The sequence below is a fragment of the Sedimentimonas flavescens genome (assembly GCF_025154035.1).
Classification (GTDB): domain Bacteria; phylum Pseudomonadota; class Alphaproteobacteria; order Rhodobacterales; family Rhodobacteraceae; genus Rhodobacter; species Rhodobacter flavescens.
Window position 1 is genome coordinate 214742 of the sequence record NZ_JAOALJ010000005.1, and the last position, 25640, is coordinate 240381.

Below are 25640 nucleotides of genomic sequence, written 5' to 3' on the forward strand. Positions count from 1 at the left end.
AGACCCCATGCGCCTTCTGCCCATTCTTGCCCTGACCATGGCCCCGCTTGTCGCCCAGGCCGATGAGGTTCTGGTCTTCGCGGCGGCCTCGATGCAGACCGCGCTCGATGAGATCGCCGCACAATGGCACGCCGAGACCGGCCATACCGCGACCCTCGCCTATGGCGGCAGCGCCAAGCTGGCGCAGCAGATCGCGGCCGGGGCGCCTGCGGATCTGTATATCTCGGCCTCGACCCAATGGATGGACAGCCTTGAGGCCGCAGGCGCACTGGCTGAGGGCTCGCGCCGCGATCTGCTGGGCAACCGTCTGGTGCTGATCGCCTCAACGCCGGGGCCGATCACGCCGGAGGCTCTGCCTGATCACCTAGGAACTGGTTATCTCGCGATGGGCCTGGTCGAGGCTGTTCCGGCCGGGCAATACGGCAAGGCCGCGCTGGAGCATCTGGGGCTGTGGCAGACCCTCGCCCCGCAGGTCGCGCAGACCGACAACGTGCGCGCAGCCTTGGCGCTGGTGGCCACGGGCGAGGCGCCCTTCGGGATCGTCTATGCCACCGATGCGGCGGCAGAGCCGCGCGTGCATGTCGCCGCCGAGTTCCCCTCTGACAGCCACCCGCCCATCTTCTACCCCGTTGCACAGATGCACGATGCCCCTAACGCCGATACCGCCGATGCGTTTCTGGCCTTCCTTGGCTCGGCACAGGCATCCGATATCTTCACCGCGCAGGGCTTTACGGTGATCGCGGCCCCATGACCGGATTGACGCCCGAAGAAGCTACGGCCCTGATGCTCTCGCTGCGCGTGGCGGGGGTGGCGGTGCTGGCCTCGCTGCCGGTCGGGCTGGCCGTGGCGATGGTGCTGGCGCGGGGGCGCTGGCCAGGGCTGTGGCTGCTGAATGCGCTGGTGCACCTGCCGCTGATCCTGCCGCCGGTCGTCACGGGCTACTTCCTGCTGCTGGCCTTCGGGCGCAAGGGGCCGGTGGGCACCTTTCTTGAACAGGCCTTCGGGCTGGTCTTTGCCTTTCGCTGGACGGGCGCGGCGCTCGCGGCGGCGGTCATGGGCTTTCCGCTGATGGTGCGCGCCATGCGGCTGGCGATCGAGGCTGTGGACCCCAGGATTGAAGAGGCCGCGAGCACCCTTGGCGCCTCGCGCCTTGCGGTCTTTCGCAGCGTGACCCTGCCGCTGATCCTGCCCGGCGTGATCGCGGGCGCGGTGCTGGCCTTCGCCAAGGCGATGGGCGAGTTCGGCGCCACCATCACCTTCGTGTCGAACATTCCGGGGCAAACGCAGACCCTGCCCTCGGCCATCTACACCGCACTTCAGGTGCCGGGCGGGGATGCCGCCGCCGGACGGCTGGCGCTGATCTCGGTCATCGTCGCCATCGGCGCGGTGCTGCTGTCCGAGTTCATCGCGCGCCGCGTTGCCGCGCGGATCAGGGGGGCGTGATGCTGGCGGTCTCGCTGCGCCATGATTTCGGCGGCTTCGCACTGGATGCGGCCTTCACCGCGCCTGCCGGGGTCACGGCGCTGTTTGGCGCCTCGGGCAGCGGCAAGACGACGGTGGTCAATACGGTCGCCGGGCTGATGCGCCCCGATGCGGGCCGGGTGGTGGCGCAGGGCGAGGTCTTGCTCGATACCCATGTCGGGATCTGCCTGCCGCCGAACCGCCGCCGCATCGGCTATGTCTTTCAGGACGCGCGGCTCTTTCCGCATCTGGACGTGCGTGCGAACCTGTTGTTTGGTGCGCGCTTTGCCCCGCGCGGCGCCACGGGCCCCGCCTTCGACCGCGTGGTAGAGATGCTTGGCATCGGCGCGCTGCTTGAGCGCCGCCCCGGCGCGCTCTCGGGCGGCGAGAAGGCGCGCGTCGCCATTGGCCGTGCCCTGCTGTCCAAGCCGCGCCTGCTGCTGATGGACGAGCCGCTGGCCGCCCTCGACGCCCCGCGCCGGGCCGAGATCCTGCCCTTCGTCGAGCGGCTGCGCGATGCGGGCCTGCCGATCCTTTACGTCAGCCATTCGGTGGCCGAGGTTGCCCGCCTTGCCGATACGCTGGTAGTGCTGGGGGAAGGCCGCATCCTGGCCTCTGGCCGGGCCGAGGATGTTCTGGCCGACCCCGCGCTTGCCGCGCAGTTCGGCGCGCAAGAGGCCGGCGCCCTGCTGCGTGCCCGCGTTCTGGGAACCGACGCCGACGGGCTGACACGGCTGCAAACCGCGACCGGAACAGTCTGGGTCTCGCAACCCGCGCCGGTGGGGTCCGAGCTGCGGATCCGCATCCACGCCAGCGACGTGATCCTTGCGCGCGAGGCGCCGCAGGGCCTCTCGGCGCTCAATATCCTGCCCGGAACGGTCGAGAAGATTGAAACCGACAGCTGCCAGCGCGCCTGGGTTCAGCTGCGCATGGGCGACGAGGCGATCCTTGCGCGGCTCACCCAACGCTCGGTCACGGCGCTTGGGCTGGCACCCGGTGTGCCCTGCCATGCGATCCTGAAATCGGTGGCAGTGGCGCGTGACGATCTGGCAGAGACGCATAAATGAAAAGGCGCGCAGGCCCCTGCCCGCGCGCCTCAAGGGATGGGGGAAGCTCTTAGGCCTCCAGCGTCTCGACGGCCTTGGCCTCGACGGTGCTCGGCCCGGCAATCTCGATCCGGCGGGGTTTCAGCGCCTCGGGCACCTCGCGCACCAGTTCGATATGCAGCATCCCGTCGGCATGGCTCGCACCCGTGACCTTCATGTGATCGGCCAGCGCAAAGCGGCGCTCAAACGCGCGGGTGGCGATGCCGCGGTGCAGGTAGGTGCGGGCGGCCTCTTCCTCGGCCTTTTTGCCGGAAACGATCAGCGCGCCTTCCCGCAATTCCACGTTCAGCTCATCCGAGCCGAAGCCCGCGACGGCGATCGAGATGCGATAGGCGTTCTCGTCGGTTTTCTCGATGTTGTAGGGGGGATAGGTCGGCTGGGCCACCTCGGCCGAAAGCACACGATCCATCATGTCGGCCACACGGTCGAAGCCGACGGTGGCACGGTAAAGCGGCGAAAAGTCAAAACTACGCATGGTCTCATCCTCAACTGAGCGATGTCGTCTAGCCCTCCGCATCGGGACGGGCGGTTCATCCAAGGCCCTTGCGGCGCCCCGGTGAGACTGATCTGGGGAAGGTGAAACGCGGTTTCAAGACCCTCAGGGCCGCAGGAACTTGGCCCCGTCGCTACGCGTCGCAAGCGAGCGCGTGGCCGGCGCGCGATTGGCCATCACCGCCTCGATATCGGCCACGCGGCTGACCAGCGTGCCCAGAGAAACCGGCTGGTCATTCAGCCGCGCCTTGGCCGAGATGACCGAGACGATCCGCATCACCCCGTCGCGCAGCGCAAAGACCGGCGCACCCGAAGACCCGAAGTCGATCGAGCAGTCCATCAGCACGACATCATCGGGCCGGTCGAGCACCTTGCACAGCTTTTGCAGCGCGGGCGCCTCGGCCCGGTCATGAGCATAGGACACGACGCCCACATCCTCGCCCCGGCGCGGAGGGGTGTCGATCGCGAAGGGTTGCAACTGGGGCAGACGGATCGGCTGGTCCAGCTCGACCAGCGCCAGATCCCAGGCGACGCGGTCGAAACGGTCCGGCCCCTGATAGAGGTATGAGGGATGCGCAACCGCGCGCCGCGCGCCGCGATAGGCCACCGCGCGCCCGTTGCGCAGACCCGCGCTGAACTCGATCTTATCAGCCGAGATCATCTGCCCGGTGTGGCTGTCGAACAGGCAATGTGCTGCCGTCAGCACGAGATCGGGCGCGATCAGCGTTCCGGTGCAAAACCCCGTCCCGCCAAGATCGAGCCGCCCGACCGCCTCCCAGCCACGGCTGTCCGAGCCCGTGGTCAGGCTTTGCAGCGCGCTCGGCTCGGCCCCGGCGGGCGCGGCAAGCAGCAAGATGGCCAGGATCAGTCGGAGCATGGGTGCCTCGTGGGTTGACCCTTTCTAGACCGGCCCTTGGGCGAGATTAAGGCAAATCGGCCAGCGCGCGCGGCTTTGGCCCGCCGGTGGCCCAATCCAGCAACTCGACCGTATGCACCACCGGCACCCCGGTGCCCGACCCGATCTGGATCATGCAGCCGATATTGCCCGCCGCGATCACCTGCGGCGCCTTGGCCTCCAGCGTGGCAACCTTGCGGCGCTTGAGTTCGGCCGAGATCTCGGGCTGGAGCAGGTTGTAGGTGCCAGCCGAGCCGCAGCACAGATGACTGTCGGCGGGTTCGACCACGGTAAAGCCCACGCGTTTGAGCAGATCCTTCGGCGCGGTCTTGACTTGCTGGCCGTGTTGCAGCGAACAGGCCGCGTGATAGGCCACGCGCAGATCCTTGGGCGCGCCTTCGGGCAGACCGATACGCTGGAGAAACTCGCTGATGTCGCAGGTCAGCCCCGAGACCTTGGCGGCCTCGACAGCCATCGGATCGTTGCGGAACATATGGCCGTAATCCTTGACGGTCGTGCCGCAGCCCGAGGTATTGATGACGATCGCGTCCAACTCGCCCTCGCCCAGATAGGCGCGGATATTGCGCGCGGCCTGATCGTGGCTTTCGCCCTCGCGGCCCATGTGATGCGTCAGCGCCCCGCAGCAGCCGAGGTTCTTCGGGATTACTACATCGCAGCCCAGACGGCGCAGCAGGCGGATCGTCGCATCGTTGATATCGGTGTTCAGCGCGCGCTGTGCGCAGCCGATCTGCAAGGCTACGCGGTAGCGCCGCTCTCCCATCGCCGGGAAGGTCTGCGGATCGTCATTGCGGCTGACCGGGGGGATCTCTTTCGGCGCCATGGAAATCATCGCGCGCAGCCGCGCATCGGGCAGAAGCCTCGCGAAGGGCTTGGCGATCTTGGCGCCCAGCATCGCCAGCCGGAACCGCCCCGGATAAGGCACGATCTTCGCCAGCGTCCAGCGCAGCAGCCGGTCGAACGGCGGACGCTTGTAGGTCTTCTCGACATGGGCGCGCGCATGGTCGATCAGATGCATGTAATGCACCCCCGAGGGGCAGGTGCTCATGCAGGCCAGACAACTCAGGCAGCGGTCGATATGCTTGACGGTCTTGGCATCGGCGGGACGCCCGGCCTCAAGCATATCCTTGATCAGGTAGATCCGCCCGCGCGGGCTGTCGAGTTCATCCCCCAAGACCTGGTAAGATGGGCAAGTGGCCGTGCAAAACCCGCAATGCACGCAGGATCGCAGGATCTCATTGGCGCGCGCCACGCCCGGATCGGCAAGCTGCTCAGCGGTGAAATTCGTCTGCATCAGCCCATCCTTCCGGGGTTGAGAATACCGCGCGGATCAAAGCGGGCGCGCAACCCTCGCGACAGCGCGGCAACGGGCGCGGCCTCCGGCTCGAAGGCCGCAGCCTGCCCGCGCAGGCAAATCGCATGGCCGCTATAGGGTGCCGCTTTCGCACGAACATCGGTGCCCTCGGGCAGCAGCGCCCAGATCAGCCCGCCGCCCCAGTCCAGCACCACCTCGCCGCCAAGCCGTGCGACCACACCCGGCGCGTCCGAGGGCTTGATCGAGAACCGCCACAGATCGCCAGAACGTCCATGGAAAGGCCGCACCTCGGCCAGATCGGCCCAGATCGCAGCGCTTCCGTCACGTTCGATCCGCGCACCATAGGGCGCCAACAACGCAGCCAGCCGCTCCGCGCGATAGGCGACCGACTCCGCCAGCCCCTCGACCCGGACGACAGCGCCGATTCCTGGCAACCACCCCGCACCCGAAACGTCATAGGGCGAGCCAAGCGCGCGCGACAGCGCCGCCACCGCCTCACCCGCGGGAATGTCCATCACCACGCTCGCCTGCGCTGGCGCCGCGGGCAACAGCTTGAAGGCCACCTCGCTCAACACCCCCAAGGTGCCCCAGCTTCCGGCCATCAGTTTTACCAGATCGTAGCCGGTAACATTCTTCATCACCCGCCCGCCGTTCTTTACCACGGTCCCCGACCCATCGACGTAGCGCACCCCGATCAGACTGTCGCGACAAGCCCCGGCCTGCACCCGCCGCGGCCCCGACACATTCACCGCGACCACACCGCCGATGGTGCTTTCGCCGGAAACGCCCAGCAGCGCGCCCCACCGCGCGGGCTCAAACGGCAACCGCTGCCCCTCGGCGGCAATCGCGGCCTCGATCTCGGCCAAGGGCGTCCCCGCGCCGACCACCAGCGTCAAGGCACCCGGCTCATAGAGCGAGATGCCCGAAATCCCGACCTCCAGTACCTCGCCCACACCGCGACCGACCGGCCGCGTCCCACCACCGACCACATCCAGTGGCCCCGAGGCTGCACGGATCGCCTCAGCCAGTTGCCCCTCGCTCTCAACCTTCATCCTGCCCTGCCTTCAATGTGGTTCAAATATCCTCGGGGGTCCGGGGGCAGACAGCCCCCGGCTCTCTCAACCGGCGCGCCGCCCGGCACTCACATGCAGCGGAAACACCTTGGCGGCATTCAAAAGCCAATCCGGATCGAACACATCCTTGACGCACATCTGCGCCTCCAGATCGGGTGCGTCGAACTGCACCTCCATCAGGTCGCGCTTCTCGATGCCCACACCGTGCTCGCCGGTCAGACAACCGCCCGCCTCGACGCAAGCCTTCAGGATCTCGGCACCGAGACGCTCGCACTGCTCCTGCTGGCCGGGCTCGTTGGCATTATAGAGGATCAACGGATGCATATTGCCGTCCCCGGCGTGGAAGACATTGGCGACCTCCAGCCCGTATTCGACCGACAACTCACCGATCCGCCGCAACACCTGCGGCAGGGCCGAAACCGGGATCGTCCCGTCAAGGCACATGTAATCGCCAATCTGCCCCATCGCCCCAAAGGCCGACTTGCGGCCCAGCCAGATGCGCTTGGCCTCATCCTCGCTCTGCGCCTCGCGGAACTCGACCGGATCATGCCGCATCGCGATCTGCCGGATCAGACCCAGTTGCTCGGCAATCTCGGCCTCGGACCCCTCGCATTCGACAATCAAGAGCGCCTCGCAATCGGGATAGCCCGCATGGCAAAACGCTTCGGTCGCGACGATGCAGGGGCGATCCATGAACTCGATCGCCACCGGCAGGATCCCCGCGCGGATGATGTCGGCCACACAGGCCCCCGCGATCTCGTTCGAGGAAAACCCGATCAGCACCGGACGCGCGCCTTCGGGCTTGGGCAGAATGCGCAAAGTGGCCTCGGTCACGACACCCAACTGCCCTTCCGAGCCGCAGATCAGCCCGAGCAGATCGAGCCCCCCGGCATCGCAATAGGGCCCGCCGATCTCGACCACCTCTCCCGCCATGGTCACCAGCTTGACGCCCAGAAGGTTGTTCGTCGTCACCCCGTATTTCAGGCAATGCGCCCCGCCCGAGTTCATCCCGATATTGCCCGCAATCGCGCAGGCCAGCTGGCTCGACGGATCAGGGGCATAGAACCAGCCATCGGCCTCGATCGCTCCGGTCACCGACAGGTTGGTGCGCCCCGCCTCGACCCGCACGAAGCGGTTGTCGTAATCGACTTCAAGCACCCGGTTCATTCGCGCCAGACCCAGCACCACCGAATCCTCCGAGGGCATCGAGCCCCCCGCAAGGCTTGTGCCCGCCCCACGCGGCACGACCGGCACGCCCTCGGCCGCGCAGATCTTCAGCGTGGCGGCGACCTCTTCGGTCGTACGCGGCAAAACCACCGCCATCGGCTGGCAGCGATAGGCCGACAGCGCATCGCATTCATAGGCGCGGGTCTCGGCAGGATCGTCGATCACCGCATCTGCGGGAAGCACCGCGCGCAGCCGCGCAACGATTGCCGCCTTGCGGTCCAGAACGCGCCGGCTGGGAATGGGCATATCCATGGGCAACCTCCTCCGTCCGGTAAGAAATTATAACCAATTTTACTATATAGCAAGCATTGAGTCCGCCCGTGACGCCCTGCGCATGGAGAATCTGCTGTAAATCGGGCCACGCGAGCTTGCCGCCTTCGGGCTGCTCGTCGCGTCATGGCTCTGGATTGGCCCGGCGATCGAGCATTCCGCGCCGCTCCGCGCCTCGGTCGGCACGCTCACGGGGGCTACCGGCGCGAGCGGATACTCCAGCCGCGCATCTTCGACAGCGCCATGGTGGGCGGGCCGCAGAAGTCCACGACCTTCTTCGCCTCGACCGCACACATCGCCATCGGCGATGGGCTGGCGATGATCAAGAACCCGCCGGTCTGAGCCTCAGGAACGCGCGCGCCCGCGCCCCTCGCGCAGCCATGCCGCGACGCTGAGCAGAGCCGCCATCACAAGCCAGGCCCAGGCGGGCAGTAGTGGCACGACGCGGATATCGGTGGTTGCCGCAGCCTCGCGCGGGGTGATTCCGATCCAGCCGCGCCCGGTGGCGGGGCGGCCTGCGCGCACGGTCCGCACCGTCGGGATGCCGTCCGACAGACGCGTCACCGCGCCCCCCGAGGCCGCAAGCGCCGCCGCCAGAGGCTCGGGTGAGGCGATCGGCTCATCATATTCGCGCGGGCTTGCCGGGCCGAGGGCCGCCACGCGTTCCAGATCACCCTGTGCCAGCCGGTAAAGCCCCGCCTCGGGGGCCACAAATCGCGCGGTGAAGCGCCCCGGTGCGGTTTCCTGCAAGGCAATCTCGCGGGTGGAACCATCTGGCAGCGTCATCTGCACCGGATCGGCCTGCCCCTCCATCGTGCGCCGCACGACGGTCAGCGCCATGCTGCCCGGCTCGACCTCGGCAAATAGCGCCTCTTCCTCAAGCTCGGGTTCTTTCATTTCCCAGTGCGCGATGCGGCGCAGCAGTTCAAGCTGCGGCCCGCCTCCCTCATAGCCACGATCCCAGAGCCATGCGTGGTCCGACGCCAAGAGCGCCAGCCGCCCCTCGCCCGCCCGCGACAGCACCAGCAGCGGCGCACCGCGCGCGCCCTGCATGACCACCTCGCCGGTCGGGTCGGTCAACTCGATCTGGCGCAGCCAGCGCCCCCAATGCGGGCCATCGTCGCCTTCTACCCCCGGCGCGCCCTCCAGCCCGGCCGTCACCGGATGGCGCAGGCCAAGGTCGGTCGGGCGCGGCAGGAACGGCTCGGACAGCACGCGGCCCGTGGGACGCGCGGGCAGGATATCGGCGAGATCGGTCTGCCAGAGACTCTCGACCGTCGCATATTCGGGACCGGCGGCAACCAGAACGGCACCGCCGTTCAGAACATAGTCGCGGATGTTCTCGAAATAGGCCGAAGGCAGGATGCCCCGCTCGCCGTAGCGGTCGAAGATGATCAGGTCGAACTCATCGATCTTGTCGATGAACAGCTCTTGCGTGGGGAAGGCGATCAGCGACAGCTCGGCCACCGGCACACCATCCTGCTTTTCGGGCGGACGCAGGATGGTGAAATGCACGAGATCCACACCGGGGTCGGACTTGAGCAGGTTGCGCCAGGTGCGCTCGCCCGCGTGGGGCTCACCAGAGACCAGCAGCACCCGCAGCCGGTCGCGCACGCCGTTGATCTGCACCACCGCGTCATTGTTGCGCGTCGTCAACTCGCCCTCGACCGGCAGGACCGAGAATTGCACGACGTTCTGCCCACCATGGCGCAGGGTCAGCGGCAGTTCCAGATCGCGCCCGACGCTAACCTCGTATTCTTTCGGCTCCTCGCCCTCGATCGAGATCGACACGGTCGCGCGACCGCCCACCTCGGCGGGCACGGCACCGACATCCTCGACCCGCAGCCGGATCGAGACCGGCTCGCCGATGATACCGAAGGCGGGGGCGGTCTGGATCACCAGCCGACGGTCCCAGTCTTGCGGCGCACCGGTCAGCAGCAGGTGCAGGGGCGCGGGAAGGTCGGGGATCAGGGGTGCGTCATGCACCTGCCCGTCACTGATCACGACCGCCCCGGCCACGCGCGCGCGGGGTTCGGCGGCCAGTGCCTCGGCCAACGCCGCGCCAAGACGGGTGCCGCTGTTCTCTTCGCCATCGGGCACGGTGACGCGCCGCAACTCGGTTCCCGGCAAGGCGCCGATGCGCGCCTCCAGCGCCGCCACCGCCGCATCGGTCTGCGCAGCGCGCCCGCCAAGCCCCTGCGAGGCCGAGCGGTCATCCACAAGCAGCACGATATCGGACAGCGCCTCGGTCTCTTCGCGTTGCAGCGACGGCCCCGACAGCGCGGCCAGCAGTACCATGGCCGCCACCCCGCGCAGCGGCCAGCCGGGCAGCCCACGCCAGAGCGCGAGCGCCAGCAGCACAACCGCCAGCCCCGCCCCCGCACCAAGCACCGCCCAGGGCAGAAGCGGCGCGAAGATGACCGAAAGCCCGCTCATTGCCCAAGCCTTTCCAGCAGCGCAGGCACATGGACCTGGTCGGATTTGTAGTTCCCGGTCAGTACATGCATCACCAGGTTGACGCCGAAACGCAGCGCGATTTCGCGCTGGCGATCCCCGCCCGAGCCGCGCCCGATCGGGAACATCGGCAGGCCGCGCGCGTCCTCGGCCCAGGCGGCGGCCCAATCATTGCCACCGATCACCACTGGCGTGACGCCATCGTTGAGATTGCGAAACGGCATCCCCTCGGCACGCTCGGCATCTGGGGGCGCGGCCTCGACCCAGATCGGGCCGTCATAGCGGCCGGGGAAGGTTTGCAGCAGGTAGAACGTTCGCGTCAGGACATGATCGCCCGGAACCGGTTCAAGCGGCGGAATATCGAGCGGCGCGGCCAGCGCCTGCAACCGCCGCGCGGCGGGCGAGGCAGAGCCGACCCCCGACAGATCGGCATCGCGCGTGTCGAACAGGATCATCCCCCCGCCGCGCAGATAGCGGTTCAGCCGGGCATAGGCCTGCGGCGAGGGCGCGGGCTGATCGGCAGTGACGGGCCAGTAGATCAGCGTGAACAGCGCCAGATCGTCATGTTCGATATCCAGCGTCATTGGCGCAGACGGCTCGACGGCGGTGCGCGCAAAAAGCGTGTCCGAAAGGCCCTGCAGCCCCGCCAGCGCGATCCGGTCGACCTCGGGGTCACCCGTGGGCATATGCGCCAGCACGACGTTGGAGGCCGCCGCAATCGCGCGCTCGGGGTCCATCGTGGTTTCCTCGGCGCGCAGGCCCGTGCCGGGGGCCATACCAAGGCCAAGCGCCAGCAGAACCACCATCGCCCGCGCCATACGCTGCCCGCGCAACCGCCCCGAGACGGCAAGCGCGGCAAGGATATCCAGCGCCAACAGCCCAAGCGCCGCCAGCAGCAACCAGCCCTTGAGCGGCATGGCGCGCGGCGCCTCGCCCCCCTCGACCGGCACATCGAGCGGCCAGAGCGCGGGGGCAAGCTCCCGCCCCGGTGCAAGCGCATTCAGCGCGACCGAGCGATCCTCGGCCGCATAAAGCCCCGGCGGCAGGGCTGGCCCCGCACCGGCGCCCGCCAGCGCCTCGCCCAGATCCTCGCCGGGGATGCCCGCCCTTGCCTCGGCGCCCTCAAGCCGCCCGAACGCGTCGATCAGCTTGACCGCGCGCCATGTCGTTCCTGCCAGCTCGGCCTGCCCCGGCTGCGCCGGACGCGCCGAGATCGCCAGGCGTTCAAGCATCTGCGGGAAAAGGCCCGAGAGCGGCAGGCTGGACCATTCCGCATTGGCCGAGACGTGGAACAGCACAACCTCGCCCTGCCCGAAGCGCGCGCGGGTCACAAGCGGCGTGCCATCGGCCAGCGCGGCGATGGTGCGTTCGGCCAGTTCGGGGCCGGGCTCGGCCATGACCTGTGCGCGCACCGTCACATCGTCGGGCGGCGTCAGGCCGAAGAAGGGCGATGCCTCGGGGAAGGACGCAAGCTGACGCGGCTCGCCCCAGCTCATCGTGCCACCGACCGAGCGCCCGCCCGCCCGCAGCCGCACCGGCAGAAGCGGATCGTCACCGCTTTCGGCCGCCGCCATCCGGGGGCCAGCAAAGCGCAAGAGCAGACCGCCCTCCTCGACCCATTCGGCAAGGCGGTCGGGTTCGGCCAGCGTCGCGACATCGGCCAGTACGATCACATCGGGCTTGGCGATCAGGATATCGTCAAGCGTGCCTTCGATCAGATCCGCGCTCGGCGCCAGCGCCTGTTGCAGGTAGTGCAGCGGCGAGAGCAGCGCGAGCCCCTCGCGCGTGGGCGCGCCGCCGATCAGCGCAACCTTGCGGCGCTTGACGGCATCGTCGGTCAGGCTGACCGCCCCGGCGCTGCGCAGGGCTGTGACCTCGAAGCGCGTCACGCGATTGCGCAGCTCGGGCGGCAGATCGAAGACCGCCTCGGCCCGCGTCGCGGCGCTAAGCGAGATCTCCTGCCGCGCCAGTTCGCGTTCGATCCCGGCGGGGTCGAGGCCGACCGCCGTTACCTCGACCGGGAAGGGCACCGGCGCCGAGGCGAGAGCAGGCACATGCACCTCGGCCTCGACAATGCGGGCCACACCGAGTGCCAGAACCGGCACGGCGGGCTGCCACACACGCAGGGCACCGCGGTCGCGCAAGGCGTCGCTCAGCGCCTCGCGGCCGGGGCGCGCAAGCCCGTCGGACAGCCAGAGCGTCTCGAAACGCCCCTCGGGCAGCGGCGGCACATCGGCGCCCGGCTCCCACGGGGCGGGTTTCAGCCCGGCAAGACCCGGCACCAGATCACCCGGCGCTGAGAAGGGCAGCGGGCGCGGCGGCGGATCGCTGAGCATCAGGATCGCGGCCGGGCGGCCGGCACCTTCGGCCTCGCTCAGCGCCTCGTTCATCCGGGCCACCCGACGCGACCAGTCGCGCGCCGAGGCCCAGGAGCCATCCTCGACGATCAAGAGCGGTTCCTGCCCCGGCACGCTCACGACCGGGTTCAGAACCGGGCCGGCGAAGCCCACAATCGCGGCCGCCAGCGCCAGCATCCGCAGCGCCAGAAGCCACCAGGGCGTGCGCTCGGCCTGCACCTCGTCATCGGCCAGCCCCAGAAGCAGCGCGACGCCGGGAAAGCGGCGGCGGATCGGCGCGGGGGGCACGGCGCGCAGCAAGAACCACAGCACCGGCAAGGCCGCCAGCCCCAGCAAGAGCCAGGGCGCGGTAAAGCCGATGGGGCCGAGAATGGTCATCCCCGCCTCCGCTCAAGCGCGGCCCAAAGCCACAGCAGCGGCACCTGCGCGGGATGGCCGGTGTGATGCGTCGCGAATTGCCAGCCCGCCGCACGGGCAAGTCCTTCCAGCCGGTCGCGCCGCTCTGCCAGCCGCGCCAGATAGCGCGCGCGCAGATCGTCGGCCTTGCGGGTCTCGTGGCTCAGGCTGCCACCCATGCTTTCGAAAATGGTGCGGCCGTGGAACGGGAATTCCTCTTCGGCGGGGTCGAGCACCTGAAGCATCACGCCCGACACGCCACGATCGGCCAGCGCGGCAAGTGCGGCCTCAAGTGGGGCCAGATCGCCGAGGAAATCCGACAGCATCGCCACGCGGGCATAGGGCGCAACGCCCGCGATCTGCGGCATGCCATAATCGTCTTCGGACACGTCTTCGGACAGCAGCCCGGCCAGCGTCAGCAGTTGCGCGCGGCCGGGGCGCGGCGGCGCGAGCGGGCCGGTCAGGCCCACGCGTTCGCCCGCGCGCACCATCAGCACCGCCAGCGCCAGCGCCAGTAGTCGCGCCCGCGCGCCTTTCGTGGGACGCGACCGCGCGCCCTCGGGGGCACCGCTGAACCGCATCGAGGCCGCATCATCGACCCAAAGATGCACCGATTGCGCCAGTTGCCATTCCCGCTCGCGAACGAATTGCTGGTCCGAGCGGGCCGAACGGCGCCAGTCCACCCGTCGCGCTTCATCGCCCGAATGGGCGGGGCGGTATTGCCAGAATTCCTCGCCCGGGCCGACGCGGCGGCGGCCATGCCCGCCCATCTGAACCGTTGCGGCAAGCTGTTCGGCGGCCACCAGCAGCGGCGGCAGGGCCGAGGCGGCACCCTCGGCCGCGCGGCGCAACTCAAGCGCCGCGGTCTGGGGTTTGGCGTTCACTCGGCGGCCTCAGCCTGACCCGAGACCTGCGCGGCGACGCTGGCAATGACCGAGGCAAGGTTTTCGCCCCGCGCGCGGGCCGCGAAATTCAGCGCCATACGATGCGTCAGCACCGGGCGCGCCATGGCCAGAACATCCTCGACCGAAGGCGCAAGGCGGCCATTGATCAGCGCGCGCGCGCGCGCCGTCAGCATCAGCGCCTGCGCGGCGCGCGGCCCCGGCCCCCAGGCCAGCGCCTCATTGACGATGGCGGCGCTGTCGGCCTCGCCGGGACGGCAGGCGCGCACCAGATCGAGGATCAACTCCAGCACGCTCTCGCCCACCGGCATGCGGCGCACGATTTCCTGCGCGGTGATCAACTCATCTGGCGTAAAGACGGCATGGGCCTCGGCCATCGAGGCGCCGGTGGTCGCCAGAAGAATGTCGCGCTCGGTCGCGCGGTCGGGGTAATCCACGTCGATCTGCACAAGGAAGCGGTCTAGCTGCGCCTCGGGCAGCGGATATGTCCCTTCCTGCTCAATCGGGTTTTGCGTGGCAAGCACATGGAACGGGCGGCCAAGCGGGTGATGCACCCCGGCGATGGTCACCTCTTTTTCCTGCATGGCCTGCAACAGCGCCGATTGGGTGCGCGGGCTGGCGCGGTTGATTTCGTCCGCCATCAGAAGCTGGCAGAAGACAGGGCCGGGAATGAAGCGAAACGCCCGGCTGCCGTCGGCGGCGGTTTCCAGCACTTCCGAGCCAAGAATATCGGCAGGCATCAGGTCGGGCGTGAACTGGATCCGGCTGGAGCTGAGCCCCATCACGGTCGACAGCGTATCGACCAGCAGCGTCTTTCCCAGACCCGGCAGGCCCACCAAAAGCGCGTGCCCGCCCGACAAAAGCGCAGAGAGCACCAGCTCCACCACGCGCTCCTGCCCGATGAAGCGGCGGTTGATTGAGGCCCGCGCCAGACCGAGCTTTTCCCCCAGACGCTCGATTTCAGCGACAAGATCGGCAGGCTCGGACATGACAAAGGCTCCCCAGAGGTTATATCGTCAGGAAAACAGATATTTGTTCCGGACCCAAACGCAAAGCGACCATGACCGACGATCAGCCCCCACAAAATGCCGTGAAAGCCCCATCGGCCGAAGGGCTCGCCCAGGCGGCGGGCAAGGCCTCGAAAAAGGGGCCGCCGCCGGTGCACCTTTGGAACCCGCCCTTTTGCGGCGATCTGGATATGGAGATCCGCCGCGACGGCACATGGTTCTACCTTGGCACGCCCATTGGGCGGCAGCCTCTGGTGAAGCTGTTCGCCTCGATCCTCAAGCTTGAGGACGGCAAGTATTTCCTTGTGACCCCGGTCGAGAAGGTGGGCATCCGTGTTGTCGATGCGCCTTTCGTTGCGGTCGACTGCACCGTTTCGGGGGCGGGTGAGGCGCAGGATCTGACCTTCACCACCAACGTCGGCGATAGCGTCACCGCGGGCGCCGAGAACCCGATCCGCGTGGTGCGCGCACCCGATGGCGAGCCCTCTCCCTATGTCCATATCCGGCGCGGGCTTGAGGCGCTGATCGACCGCAAGACCTTCTACCGGCTGATAGACATCGCAGTTCCGGGCCCGCATGAGGGGCAGGACTGGCTCGGCCTGTGGTCAGGCGGGCAGTTCTTTCCGGTGATCCCGATGGCCGAGCTGTGACGTGCCGCGATTTGCCGCCAACCTGACATTCCTGTTCACCGAGAGGCCATTCCTTGATCGCTTCGCCGCCGCCCGCGCGGCCGGGTTCGACGCGGTCGAGGCGCTGTTTCCTTACGATCACCCGGCTGGGGATGTGCGCCGATGCCTTGACGCGGCCAGCCTGCACCTTGTGCTGATCAACACGCCTGCCGCAGACTGGGCCGATGGCGGGCGCGGCTGCGCGGCCATTCCGGGGCAGGAAGACCGCTTCCGGCGCGAGTTCGCGCAAGCCGTGGACTATGCCGAGGCGCTTGGCGCGGGGCTTGTGCATATCATGTCGGGGCTGGCCTCAGGCCCCGAGGCGCGGGAATTCTATCTGCGCAATCTCGAATGGGCGGCCGCGCAGGTACCTGCGCAGCGCCTGACCATCGAGCCGATCAACCCGATCGACATGCCGGGCTATTTCCTGAACGATTTCGCGCAGGCCGAGGCGATCCTGAATGAACTCGCCGCGCCGAACCTGCATCTGCAATTCGACGCCTACCACGCTCATCGGATCATCGGTGACGTGACCTCCGCCTAGCGGCGATACGGCCAGCGCGCCGCGCATATCCAGATCGCAGGTTATCCGGGGCGGCACGAACCGACGGGCGGTCTGATCGGCTATCCCGCCTTCTTCTCGCAGCTTGATGCCGAAGGTTACGTCGGCCATGTCAGCGCTGAGTATTTCCCTGCGGGCGATACTGCCGAGGGGCTTGGCTGGTTCAGTAAGGCGAAGGGCTAGGACAGGCGCCCTCGTGATCCGCGCAGCCGCGCGCGGGCGTTTCGGGTTCCAGCGTGACATGGGTCAGGCCCATCTCCTCGGCCAGCATCTGCTTGGCCCGCGCGATCACCTCGGCGAAATCCGCACCCTCGGTCAGCACCAGATGCGCCTCGAGCGAGCTGCGCTTCTCGTCGATCTGCCACAGGTGGACGTGATGCACGCTCTCGATACCCTCCAGCGCGGTCAGGCGGCGGGTGACGTCAGTCCCGTCGCGCCGCTCGGGCGCGCCCAGCATCAGGATGCGCAGCACCGGGCGCAGATCGCCCGCCACATGCCACAGGATGAACAGCGAAATCCCGATGGTCAGGAGCGGGTCCACCAAGCGCCAGTCGTAGAGAAGGATCAGCACGCCCCCCACGATCACCGCGACCGAGGCGCCGGCATCGGCCAGGTTATGCATGAAAGCCGCGCGGATATTCAGGCTGTCCTTCGAGAGCCGCCAGGTCAACGCCGCCGTGCCCAGGTCGATCACCAGCGCAAGACCCGCCAGCCAGACCACGATCCAGCCATCGACGCCGGGCGGATCGATCAGGCGCCCGGCGGCCTCGGTCATCAGCCAGATCGCAACAATGATCAGCGCGACGTAATTCACCAGCGCGGCGACCACCTCGGCGCGCGCCCAGCCAAAGCTCATGGCGGCATCGGCCCCGCGCCGTGCCAGCCGCCGCGCGCCGAAAGCCAGCACCAGCGCCGCCGCGTCCGAGAAGTTATGCACCCCGTCGGCAATCAGCGCCACCGATCCGGCAATCAGCCCACCCGCGATCTGCGCGAAGGTCAGCCCAACGTTGATCGCCACCGCCCAGGCAACCTGCCGGTCGCCCGCATCGGGGCTGATGTGATGGTGGTGGTGATGACCGTGGTGGTCATGATCGTGGGGCATAGGGTCACTCTACCGGGATCGGGGGCGAAGTCACCCGCAGCTTTGCCGCATCTGTGCACCGGTGAACAGGGGCCGATGCCGTGCCTGTTTTGGACGGGCCAACACGAATGCGCGATCACCCGGCCTTCCGCAAGCTCGGGCGCCCCGCGACGATCCTGTCAGTTACGCTTCCCCTTCAGTCTGATGCTGGCAGTGCGGACGACCCGCGCCTGACTGGCCCTCAGTGCGCCTCGGCCCAGCTGGCGCCGGTGCCGGCATCGACGACAAGCGGCACCGACAGATGAACTGCCGGATCGGCCGCCCCCTCCATCGTTGCACGCGCGGCCGCGATCAGCGCCTCGGTCGCGCCTTCCTCGACCTCGAAGATCAATTCGTCGTGCACCTGCAAGAGCATGGTCGCGGGCAGTCCGCGGATCGCGTCAGGCATACGCACCATGGCGCGGCGGATCACGTCAGCGGCGGCGCCCTGAATCGGCGCGTTGATCGCGGCGCGCTTGGCGAAACCCGCGCCTGGCCCCTTGGCGTTGATCTCGGGCGTGTGGACGCGGCGACCGAACAGCGTTTCTACAAAGCCGTTTTCCTTGGCGAAAGCCACGGTGTCGTCCATGTATTTGCGGATGCCGGGGAAACGCTCGAAATAGCGATCGATGAAGCCCTGCGCCTCGGCGCGCGGAATGCGCAGGTTGCGCGCTAGGCCAAAGCCCGAGATGCCGTAGATCACGCCGAAATTGATCGCCTTGGCCTGACGGCGGATCATCGGGTCCATGCCCTCGATCGGCACGTTGAACATCTCTGACGCCGTCATCGCGTGAATATCCAAGCCCTCGCGGAAGGCCTCTTTCATCGCAGGCAAGTCGGCGACATGGGCAAGGATGCGCAGCTCGATCTGGCTATAGTCGAGGCTGACGATCTTCATTCCCGGCCCGGCCACGAACGCCTCGCGGATGCGGCGGCCCTCATCGCTGCGCACGGGGATGTTTTGCAGGTTCGGATCGGTCGAGGCCAGACGCCCGGTGTTCGCGCCTGCGATGCTGTAGGACGTATGCACGCGCCCGGTTTCCGGGTTCACATGGCCCTGAAGCGCGTCCGTATAGGTCGATTTCAGCTTCGAGATCTGCCGCCAGTCGAGCACTTTCGAGGAAAGCGCGGCCGCCTTGGGCTGATCCTCCATCGTGGTGATGTCCTCAAGCACATCGGCGCCGGTGGAATAGGCGCCGGTCTTGCCCTTGGTCCCGCCCGGAACACCGATCTGGTCAAAGAGGATCTCGCCCAACTGCTTGGGCGAGCCCACGTTGAAGGGCTGGCCCGCAAGGTCCTGAATTTCAGCCTCCAGCCCGGCCATTTTCTGGGCAAAAGCGTTCGACATCCGCGCCAGAACCTGCGCATCGACGCGCACGCCCGCCATCTCCATATCGGCCAGAACGGGCACCAGCGGGCGCTCTTCGGTTTCGTAGATCGTGGTGGCGCGGGCGCGGTGCAGCATCGGCTTGAAGCGGGCCCACAGGCGCAGCGTGATGTCGGCATCCTCGGCCGCATAGGCCACGGCCTTGTCGATCTCGACCTTGTCGAAGGTGATCTGCGCCTTGCCCGTTCCCAGCAATTCCTTGATCGGGATCGGGCGATGATCGAGATAACGCTCCGACAGCTCATCCATACCGTGGTTATGCAGCCCCGAGAACATCGCGTAACTCATCAGCATTGTGTCGTCGAAAGGCGCAACGCGGATGCCGTGGCGAGCGAATATCTTGAGGTCATACTTCATGTTCTGCCCGATCTTGAGGATCGCTTCGTCCTCAAGCACAGGTTTGAGCAGCGCCAGCGCCGCATCCAGATCCATCTGCCCCGGCGCGCGGGCGGTGCCGCCGAAAAGATCGTCGCCCCCTGTGGTATGGCCAAGCGGGATATAGGCGGCCTTGCCTGCGACCGAGCAGATCGACACGCCGACCAGATCGGCACGCATCTCGTCAAGGCTGGTGGTTTCGGTATCGACGGCAAGCCAGCCCAGGGCGCGGGCCTCGCTCAGCCAGGCTTGCAGGGTTTCACCATCGCGGATGCAGACATAGGCCGAGGTATCGAAGGGCGCCTCAGGCACGGCCGTGGGTTCCAGGCGCGGCTGCGGGGCGGCACCTGCGGCCCAACGCGCGGCGGCATCGACCCCGGCGGGTTCCATCGGCGGCAGGGTCGGTGCCTCGACCCCGAAGCGATCCGCGACGCGCTTGGTCAGCGTGCGGAACTCCATGAGGTTGAGGAATGCCATCAGCTCTTCGGGGTTCGGATCCTTGACCTCAAGGCTCTCCAGCGTGAAATCGAGCGGCGCGTGATCGTCCAGCGTCACAAGGCGCTTCGAGACCCGGATCTGGTCGGCGAAGTCGATCAGTGTCTGGCGCCGCTTGGGCTGCTTGATCTCTTCGGCGCGGGCCAGAAGGGATTCCAGATCTCCGTATTCGTTGATCAGAAGCGCCGCCGTCTTGATCCCGATCCCCGGCGCGCCGGGCACGTTATCCACCGAGTCGCCCGCCAGCGCCTGCACGTCGATCACCCGATCGGGGCGCACGCCGAACTTGGCCTCGACCTCATCGGGGCCGATGCGCAGGTTCTTCATCGCATCGAGCATCTCGACCCCACCGCCGATCAGCTGCATCAGATCCTTGTCCGACGAGATGATGGTGACGCGCCCGCCGGCCTCGCGGGCCTCGCGCGCAAGGGTGGCGATAATGTCGTCGGCCTCGAAACCCTCGGTCTCGATACAGGGCAGGTTAAAGGCGCGCGTCGCGTCGCGGGTCAGGGGGAACTGCGGGCGCAGATCCTCGGGCGGCGGCGGGCGGTTGGCCTTGTATTCGGGGAAGATCTCGTTGCGGAAGGTCTTGGAGCTATAGTCGAAGATCACCGCCGCATGAGTCGGCGCATCGGGGCCCTTGGCCTCTTCGATATAGCGAAAGATCATGTTGGCAAAGCCCGCGACGGCCCCCACCGGCAGCCCGTCCGACTTGCGCGTCAGCGGCGGCAGCGCATGATAGGCGCGGAAGATGAAAGCCGAGCCGTCGATCAGATGCAGATGGCAGCCTTTGCCGAATGCCATGGGGTCCTCCGTGTCGCGTTGACCCGTTCTGCCATAGCCCGCGCCGGGCCGAAACCCGCAAACGAAAAGCGGCCCCGAAGGGCCGCCTGCGAACCGATCAAAGGCGATCAGTGATCGTCATGCGCGTGATCGCGGTCGATCACGAATTTCTTGTCGCAGTAGGGGCACTCGACCTCGCCGCTGTCATGCGGGATGGTCAGGTAGACGCGCGGATGGCCCAAGGCCCCCTCGCCGCCGTCACAGGCGACCTTCCAGGTGGTGACAACTTGGGTCTCGGGGGCGGCGATGGTCATGAGCTGGCTCCGGCAGTCTGGTTCGACCGCGCATATTAGCGATTGTGCCCTTCGGGGCAAGAGGGTGCGGCCGGTTCAGCCGCGCGAAAGCATCCGCCCCAGAACCCGACCGGCCAGAATATGCATGTGGAAATGCGGCACGTCCTGTACGCCATGCTCGCCCGAGTTGGTGATCGCGCGGAAGCCCATGCCACCCTCGCCAGGTTCAATCCCCAGCATTTTGCAGACCTGCCCGGCGGTGCGGTAGAAGTCGAGGACCTCCGCATCGCTTGCTTCGTTCGAGAAATGATCGAAGGTCGCGTAAGGCCCCTTGGGGATCACCAGCACATGATCGGGGGCCTGCGGAGCGATATCGCGGAACGCCAGCGTGTGCTCGGTCTCCAGAACGGTGTTGTTCGGGATCTCGCCGCGCAGGATGCGCGCGAAGATATTCGTCGGGTCATAGGCATAGGCCACGGGGGAATCTCCTCAGTCCAGAAACAGATATTCGGTTGCGGCGATCTCATGCGCAAGATCGCGATCGACACCCAGAAAGCGCGCGATCGGCAGGGCGTTTTCGCGCGGCGTGGCGCCCTGCCGAATGTGCTCAAACGCGGGGAAACCGGCATCGCGCATCCGGTCGCTTTCGAACTTCAGATCGAAGCGGATGGTCGGCAAGAGCCGCGCGATCACCCCGGCGGGCGATTGCTCTCCGGCAAGCCCCACGCGGCGGGCATGGCCGATCAGGTAATCGTCGGTGAAATCGCATTCAATCTCGAGGATACGCGCATCCACCCGGTCGGCGGAAAGATCGCGCAGCAGTTCGAACTCGGCCGGGTCCACGCAGATCAACAGGCGGTCGGTGCGGTGATAGTCGAACAGCATCCGCAACAGCGCCCTGCGATGACGGTTGCGCTTGGAAAGCGTAGTCTCGATCCCGCCAAGCGCCGGCAAGGGGCACAACTCGTTGAACAGGTATTCGACGCGCGGGATGCCCGCCCTGGCGCCCGCCTGTTCGACCAGCCGCTTGGCGACATGCCATTTCTTGCACACAACGACATAGAGCGTCCGCTCGCGACCAAGCGAGGATTCGACCTCCCAGAAGCGCGGCACGAACCGACGCCCGATGCGCCCGCGTCCGGTCAGGAAGGAATACAGTGCCCGCCCCTCGCCCGAGATCGAAAAGGCGCGCGCCGTCTCGTGCCACAGCGCCCCAAGCCGCGTCTTGAGATCAGCCGCATCCGGGCTGATTTTGCGGGCAAACAGAAAATCCTGCCCCAGCAGCAGATCGTAGTGATCGTTATAGAAGGTCACCGGCATCCCGTAGTCGGTGAACATAAGGAAGGTCGGCGTGCGGCTGCGGATCTCCCGGTCGGGCACGAGATGGCGCACGAGGGTCTGAAAGAAGGTCTCGTCCGGGATCCAGGTCGTCTTGAAGAACCGCATCACCGCAGGGCGGGCGCGGCAGAACTCCAGCACCGCCTCGACGGTCTGGCGGCGCAGGCACCACCATTGCGAGCCGATCATCATCTGAAGATCCTCAGGAACCTTGCGGGTCATCCCAAGCGCGCGCTGGATCTCGTAGGTCTTGTAGAACAGCCACTTGCTCTGGCGCTCGTTGAAGACGTGACGGTAGATCAGCCGGTCCTCGCGCATCCCGGTCTTGATCCAGCCCGAGGTGAAGAAATCGACGCTTTCGATGTAATCAACATCCTCGGCATCGAGGAAGTCATGCACATATTCCGCCGTCTTGATCGGCAGGCAATCGCCCGAGATCATGTAGAAATGCGTCGCCTGCGGGAAGGCATCGACCGCCGCCTTCAGCGCCTCAAGGGTCGCCGCGACAAGGCTCCACTCCCCCCAACCGCATTTGACCCTGCGGCGCGCGAAGGTGATCGCCGGATCGTCCGCCAGCGCCGTCTGAATACGCGCGAAATCGGCCTGACTCGCGCGGGCATCGAAGTGGATCGAGACAAAATCGCCCTCGGAGGACAGCCTGCGCGCCTGGGAAATGACCCCCTCGGGGTCCTTGTGGGTCAGCAGGATGAACGCGATCTTTGCCATATCGAACGTGGTCTGCGCCGGTTGATGAAGTTGCGGCGTCTAGATAATGCCAGTCACCGTTGAAATGACAGGGGTTCTCTGCTCTTTAGGGAAGTATTTACGACGTTCCACCATTGTCCGGACTCGGAACGCTTGAGGAGTGTATTGATGGGTTTTCCCGGCACCTGGATGACCGAAAGTGAAAGTGTGGTTTACCGGGTTGTCCCGAAATGCGCCTGCTCGACCATCGGTCAGATCATGTATTACTCGGATCACGGGCGCTTTTTCGACGGGGACATCCACGACTCGACGACCGGCCTGCACAAATGGGCGCAGGAGCACAGCCAGCCCCTGATCGAGGCGAATGTGCGCGCGCACAAGTCCTTTGCCTTCACCTGTGTACGCAATCCCTATGCACGCATCCTGAGCTCGTTCTTCGACAAGATTGCGGGCATTCAGCGCAATGGCAAACGCTACCGCGGCAACCTCGTGCCGCAACTCGCGCAGAAATACGGGATCGACGTCGGGGCGCCCGAGGATGGGTTCGAGTTCGACCAGATCAAATCCTTCCGCCGCTTCCTGCTGTTCGCCCGCGATACCATACGCTGGCGCAAGCCGATGGAGCCCGACATCCACTGGTCGGCGATGTCGGGCCATATCGCGACCTTCATCGCGAATGGCGGCCGCTACGATCAGATCATCTTCACCGAGAAGTTCAACGAGGGGATGCAACAGGTGCTCGACCGGATCGAGACGCCGGTCACCGTCGATCTGACGCACATACCGCGCTTCAACGAGTCCGAGGGACACGGCCCCAAGCGGGTGCATAAGGTCAGCGACTATTTCGACGATCTCTCGCGCCATCTGATCTGGGAAATCTACAAGAAAGACTTCCAGCTGTTCCGCTACGATTTCGACGATCCGGACAACAAGATGCCGACCGCAGAGGTCGACCTCGCCGAGGTGCACGCCAAACTGGGTCAGTAAGCTTGGGCTGGCCGAGGAAGGGGGGCTGTCTGCCCCCCTCTGCGCTGCGCGCATTCACCCCCCGAGGATATTTGCACAAAGCCGAAAAGGCGAAACGCCTCCTTAACCATTTCGCGCCAGTCTTGGGGTGCGGCACAGGCGGGGACGCCGATGACCGTCAAAGACGAAAGCACCTGACCTTCGGCAGTGCATAGCCGCAGGTCAGGTGAGCCCTCATCTCTTTCGGCTTTGTCGAAATATCCCGGGGGTGAGCGCGTTTCGCGCGAGGGGGCAGCGCCCCCTGGAACGCCATCAAACCGCGATATTGTCGATCAGGCGCACATCGCCAAGATAGGCAGCGACCAGCATCCGGCCCGGCGCAGAGAACGTCTCCATCGGGTGCAGGCCTTCGACCGAGCGAACCTCGAGATATTCGATATCGTGGAAACCCGCGGCGAGAATCTCGGACTTGGCCTGTTCAAGCGCCGATCCGATCGGAGCGCCCGCGCGGATCTGCTCGGCCGCCGCAGTCATGATCCGGTGCAGCGCCGGGGCTTGCGCGCGCTCGGCTTCCGACAGGCGAACATTGCGCGACGACATGGCAAGCCCGTCGGTTTCGCGGATGGTCGGGCAGCCTATGATGCGGATCGGGATGTTCAGATCCTCGACCAGCCGCCGCACGACCTGAAGCTGCTGCCAGTCTTTCTCTCCGAAGAAGGCACGGCCCGCCTGAGTCATGCCAAAGAGCTTGCTGACCACCGTCGCAACGCCATCGAAATGCCCGGGGCGGAAGGCGCCTTCCAGCGGCTCAGAAATCCCCGACACCGAGACCTTGGTGGCGAAGCCGTCGGGATAAACCTCATCCACGCCGGGCGCAAACAGGACATCCACGCCCTCAGCCTCCAGCATGGCCAGATCGTGTGCCTCATCGCGCGGATATTTGTCGAGATCCGAGGCGTTGTTGAACTGCATCGGGTTGACGAAGATCGTCACGATCACGCGGTCCGATTGCTTGCGCGCCTCGCGCACCAGGCTCATGTGGCCGTCATGCAGCGCCCCCATGGTCGGCACCACGCCGACCAGCATCCCAGAGCGTTTCCACGCCGCCACGCGGTCGCGCAGCTCAGCCGAGGTGCGGATAATCTGAGTCATTTCTTCACCTCGTCTGCAAAGACATGTTCGGGGGCAGGGAAGGCGCGGGAGCGCACCTCGGCGGCATAGGCGGCAATAGCGGCCTCGCCCTGCTCGCCGAGCGTTCCGTAGCGTTTGACGAATTTGGGTTTGAAGGCGGTGAAGAGGCCCAGCATGTCGTCCACCACCAGCACCTGACCGTCGCAGCCCGCGCTGGCGCCAATGCCCACGGTCGGGATCGAAATTTCGGCGGTGATCGCGTCGGCCAAGCTCGCAGGCACCTTTTCCAGCACGACAGCGAAAGCGCCAGCCTTCTCCACCGCGATGGCATCCTTCATCAGTCGTGCGCCATCTTCGCCCCGGCCCTGCACCTTGTAGCCGCCAAACACGTTCACCGACTGCGGCGTGAGGCCGATATGCGCCATCACCGGGATGCCACGCTGCACGAGAAACGCGATCGTCTCGGCCATATGCTGCCCGCCTTCCAGCTTGACCGCCCCCGCGCCAGTCTCGGACATCAGCCGGGCCGCGTTGCGGAAGGCCTGCGCGGGGCTTTCCTCATAGCTGCCGAAGGGCATGTCGATCACGAGACAGGCGTTTTGCAGCCCCCGCGCCACCGCCTTGCCGTGCAGGATCATCATCTCCATCGTCACGCCAAGCGTCGAGGGCAGCCCGTGCAGCACCATACCGACCGAGTCCCCCACCAGCACCAGATCGACATGAGCGTCCATCATGCGCGCCATCGGCGTCGTGTAGGCGGTCAGGCAGACAATCGGCGCCCCGCCCTTCATCGCAGCAATATCGGACGGCATCTTCTGCCGCGTGGTTCCCGTGGCACTCATGG

At 66.6% G+C, this 25640-nt stretch carries 22 protein-coding genes and 1 pseudogene; 7 read left to right on the plus strand and 16 right to left on the minus strand.

What is annotated here, in order from left to right; all coding sequences use genetic code 11:
* The first annotated feature begins 7 nt into the window (after nucleotides 1–7).
* From modA to modC, 3 genes are read left to right on the plus strand one after another with little or no spacing between them, the layout of a single operon-like run.
* Nucleotides 8–751 (plus strand): molybdate ABC transporter substrate-binding protein, encoded by a 744-nt coding sequence (gene modA, locus N3C64_RS11170; RefSeq protein WP_260014433.1) that lies wholly within the window; start codon nucleotides 8–10, stop codon nucleotides 749–751.
* Nucleotides 748–1443, plus strand: a complete 696-nt coding sequence (gene modB, locus N3C64_RS11175) for a molybdate ABC transporter permease subunit (protein WP_260014435.1) — start codon at nucleotides 748–750, stop codon at nucleotides 1441–1443. Before modA ends, modB begins: the two co-directional genes overlap by 4 nt.
* The gene (gene modC / locus N3C64_RS11180) at nucleotides 1440–2528 is read left to right on the plus strand and encodes a molybdenum ABC transporter ATP-binding protein (protein WP_260014437.1); all 1089 of its coding nucleotides are present in this window, start codon (nucleotides 1440–1442) and stop codon (nucleotides 2526–2528) included. Before modB ends, modC begins: the two co-directional genes overlap by 4 nt.
* A gap of 49 nt (nucleotides 2529–2577) precedes the next feature.
* On the opposite strand, the gene N3C64_RS11185 is transcribed toward modC, so the two are convergent.
* From N3C64_RS11185 to N3C64_RS11205, 5 genes are all read right to left on the minus strand, one after another.
* The gene (locus N3C64_RS11185; RefSeq protein WP_260014439.1) at nucleotides 2578–3042 is read right to left on the minus strand and encodes an Hsp20 family protein; all 465 of its coding nucleotides are present in this window, start codon (nucleotides 3040–3042) and stop codon (nucleotides 2578–2580) included.
* A gap of 123 nt (nucleotides 3043–3165) precedes the next feature.
* On the minus strand, nucleotides 3166–3936 hold the full coding sequence (locus N3C64_RS11190; protein ID WP_218630581.1) for a trypsin-like serine peptidase: 771 nt from the start codon (nucleotides 3934–3936) through the stop codon (nucleotides 3166–3168).
* Nucleotides 3937–3982: 46 nt separating this feature from the next.
* Complete coding sequence (gene glcF, locus N3C64_RS11195; protein ID WP_260014441.1) at nucleotides 3983–5266, minus strand: glycolate oxidase subunit GlcF; 1284 nt, start codon at nucleotides 5264–5266, stop codon at nucleotides 3983–3985.
* Nucleotides 5266–6339, minus strand: a complete 1074-nt coding sequence (locus N3C64_RS11200; RefSeq protein WP_260014443.1) for an FAD-binding protein — start codon at nucleotides 6337–6339, stop codon at nucleotides 5266–5268. The genes glcF and N3C64_RS11200 overlap by 1 nt, the downstream gene beginning before the upstream one ends.
* 66 nt (nucleotides 6340–6405) lie before the next feature.
* Nucleotides 6406–7839, minus strand: coding sequence for an FAD-linked oxidase C-terminal domain-containing protein (locus N3C64_RS11205; protein WP_260014445.1), 1434 nt, complete (start codon nucleotides 7837–7839; stop codon nucleotides 6406–6408).
* A gap of 144 nt (nucleotides 7840–7983) precedes the next feature.
* Between N3C64_RS11205 and N3C64_RS11210 the strand changes: the two genes are divergently transcribed.
* Entirely contained in the window at nucleotides 7984–8199 is a 216-nt protein-coding gene (locus N3C64_RS11210; protein ID WP_260014447.1) for a DUF599 domain-containing protein, read from the plus strand.
* 3 nt (nucleotides 8200–8202) lie between these two features.
* Here N3C64_RS11210 and N3C64_RS11215 read toward each other — a convergent pair whose 3' ends face one another.
* The 4 genes from N3C64_RS11215 to N3C64_RS11230 are packed head-to-tail and all read right to left on the minus strand — an operon-like array spanning nucleotide 8203 to nucleotide 14955.
* The gene (locus tag N3C64_RS11215; protein ID WP_260014449.1) at nucleotides 8203–10293 is read right to left on the minus strand and encodes a hypothetical protein; all 2091 of its coding nucleotides are present in this window, start codon (nucleotides 10291–10293) and stop codon (nucleotides 8203–8205) included.
* Nucleotides 10290–13046: a DUF4159 domain-containing protein gene (locus N3C64_RS11220; protein WP_260014451.1), complete on the minus strand. Its 2757-nt coding sequence runs from the start codon at nucleotides 13044–13046 to the stop codon at nucleotides 10290–10292. Before N3C64_RS11220 ends, N3C64_RS11215 begins: the two co-directional genes overlap by 4 nt.
* Entirely contained in the window at nucleotides 13043–13948 is a 906-nt protein-coding gene (locus N3C64_RS11225; RefSeq protein ID WP_375546111.1) for a DUF58 domain-containing protein, read from the minus strand. Before N3C64_RS11225 ends, N3C64_RS11220 begins: the two co-directional genes overlap by 4 nt.
* Nucleotides 13945–14955 carry an AAA family ATPase gene (locus tag N3C64_RS11230; protein WP_260014453.1) on the minus strand — a complete coding sequence of 337 codons (1011 nt, stop codon included), beginning with the start codon at nucleotides 14953–14955 and terminating at the stop codon, nucleotides 13945–13947. Before N3C64_RS11230 ends, N3C64_RS11225 begins: the two co-directional genes overlap by 4 nt.
* Nucleotides 14956–15026: 71 nt before the next feature.
* On the opposite strand from N3C64_RS11230, the gene N3C64_RS11235 reads away from it, so the two are divergent.
* Nucleotides 15027–15623 carry a DUF1285 domain-containing protein gene (locus tag N3C64_RS11235; protein ID WP_260014455.1) on the plus strand — a complete coding sequence of 199 codons (597 nt, stop codon included), beginning with the start codon at nucleotides 15027–15029 and terminating at the stop codon, nucleotides 15621–15623.
* Nucleotide 15624: 1 nt separating this feature from the next.
* Nucleotides 15625–16386, plus strand: a pseudogene (locus N3C64_RS11240) (hydroxypyruvate isomerase family protein).
* Here the strand turns inward: N3C64_RS11240 and N3C64_RS11245 are convergent.
* The 5 genes from N3C64_RS11245 to N3C64_RS11265 all read right to left on the minus strand — a co-directional run bounded on the left by N3C64_RS11245 (nucleotide 16367) and on the right by N3C64_RS11265 (nucleotide 22720).
* Nucleotides 16367–17305 carry a cation diffusion facilitator family transporter gene (locus N3C64_RS11245; protein WP_260014457.1) on the minus strand — a complete coding sequence of 313 codons (939 nt, stop codon included), beginning with the start codon at nucleotides 17303–17305 and terminating at the stop codon, nucleotides 16367–16369. The pseudogene N3C64_RS11240 and the gene N3C64_RS11245 sit on opposite strands and share 20 nt — an antisense overlap.
* Before the next feature lie 220 nt (nucleotides 17306–17525).
* The gene (gene polA, locus N3C64_RS11250) at nucleotides 17526–20384 is read right to left on the minus strand and encodes a DNA polymerase I (protein ID WP_260014458.1); all 2859 of its coding nucleotides are present in this window, start codon (nucleotides 20382–20384) and stop codon (nucleotides 17526–17528) included.
* Nucleotides 20385–20491: 107 nt separating this feature from the next.
* Entirely contained in the window at nucleotides 20492–20677 is a 186-nt protein-coding gene (locus N3C64_RS11255) for a zinc-finger domain-containing protein (protein WP_218630592.1), read from the minus strand.
* A 75-nt stretch (nucleotides 20678–20752) separates the two neighbouring features.
* On the minus strand, nucleotides 20753–21133 hold the full coding sequence (locus N3C64_RS11260) for an HIT domain-containing protein (RefSeq protein ID WP_218630593.1): 381 nt from the start codon (nucleotides 21131–21133) through the stop codon (nucleotides 20753–20755).
* Nucleotides 21134–21145: 12 nt separating this feature from the next.
* A complete protein-coding gene (locus tag N3C64_RS11265; RefSeq protein ID WP_260014459.1) occupies nucleotides 21146–22720 on the minus strand; it encodes a DUF5928 domain-containing protein in 1575 nt (524 codons plus the stop codon).
* Between the two features lie 147 nt (nucleotides 22721–22867).
* On the opposite strand from N3C64_RS11265, the gene N3C64_RS11270 reads away from it, so the two are divergent.
* Nucleotides 22868–23686 carry a sulfotransferase family protein gene (locus N3C64_RS11270; RefSeq protein ID WP_218630595.1) on the plus strand — a complete coding sequence of 273 codons (819 nt, stop codon included), beginning with the start codon at nucleotides 22868–22870 and terminating at the stop codon, nucleotides 23684–23686.
* Between the two features lie 291 nt (nucleotides 23687–23977).
* On the opposite strand, the gene panC is transcribed toward N3C64_RS11270, so the two are convergent.
* The gene (gene panC / locus N3C64_RS11275; protein WP_260014460.1) at nucleotides 23978–24817 is read right to left on the minus strand and encodes a pantoate--beta-alanine ligase; all 840 of its coding nucleotides are present in this window, start codon (nucleotides 24815–24817) and stop codon (nucleotides 23978–23980) included.
* Nucleotides 24814–25638: a 3-methyl-2-oxobutanoate hydroxymethyltransferase gene (gene panB, locus N3C64_RS11280; protein WP_260014461.1), complete on the minus strand. Its 825-nt coding sequence runs from the start codon at nucleotides 25636–25638 to the stop codon at nucleotides 24814–24816. The genes panC and panB overlap by 4 nt, the downstream gene beginning before the upstream one ends.
* Nucleotides 25639–25640 lie beyond the last annotated feature (2 nt).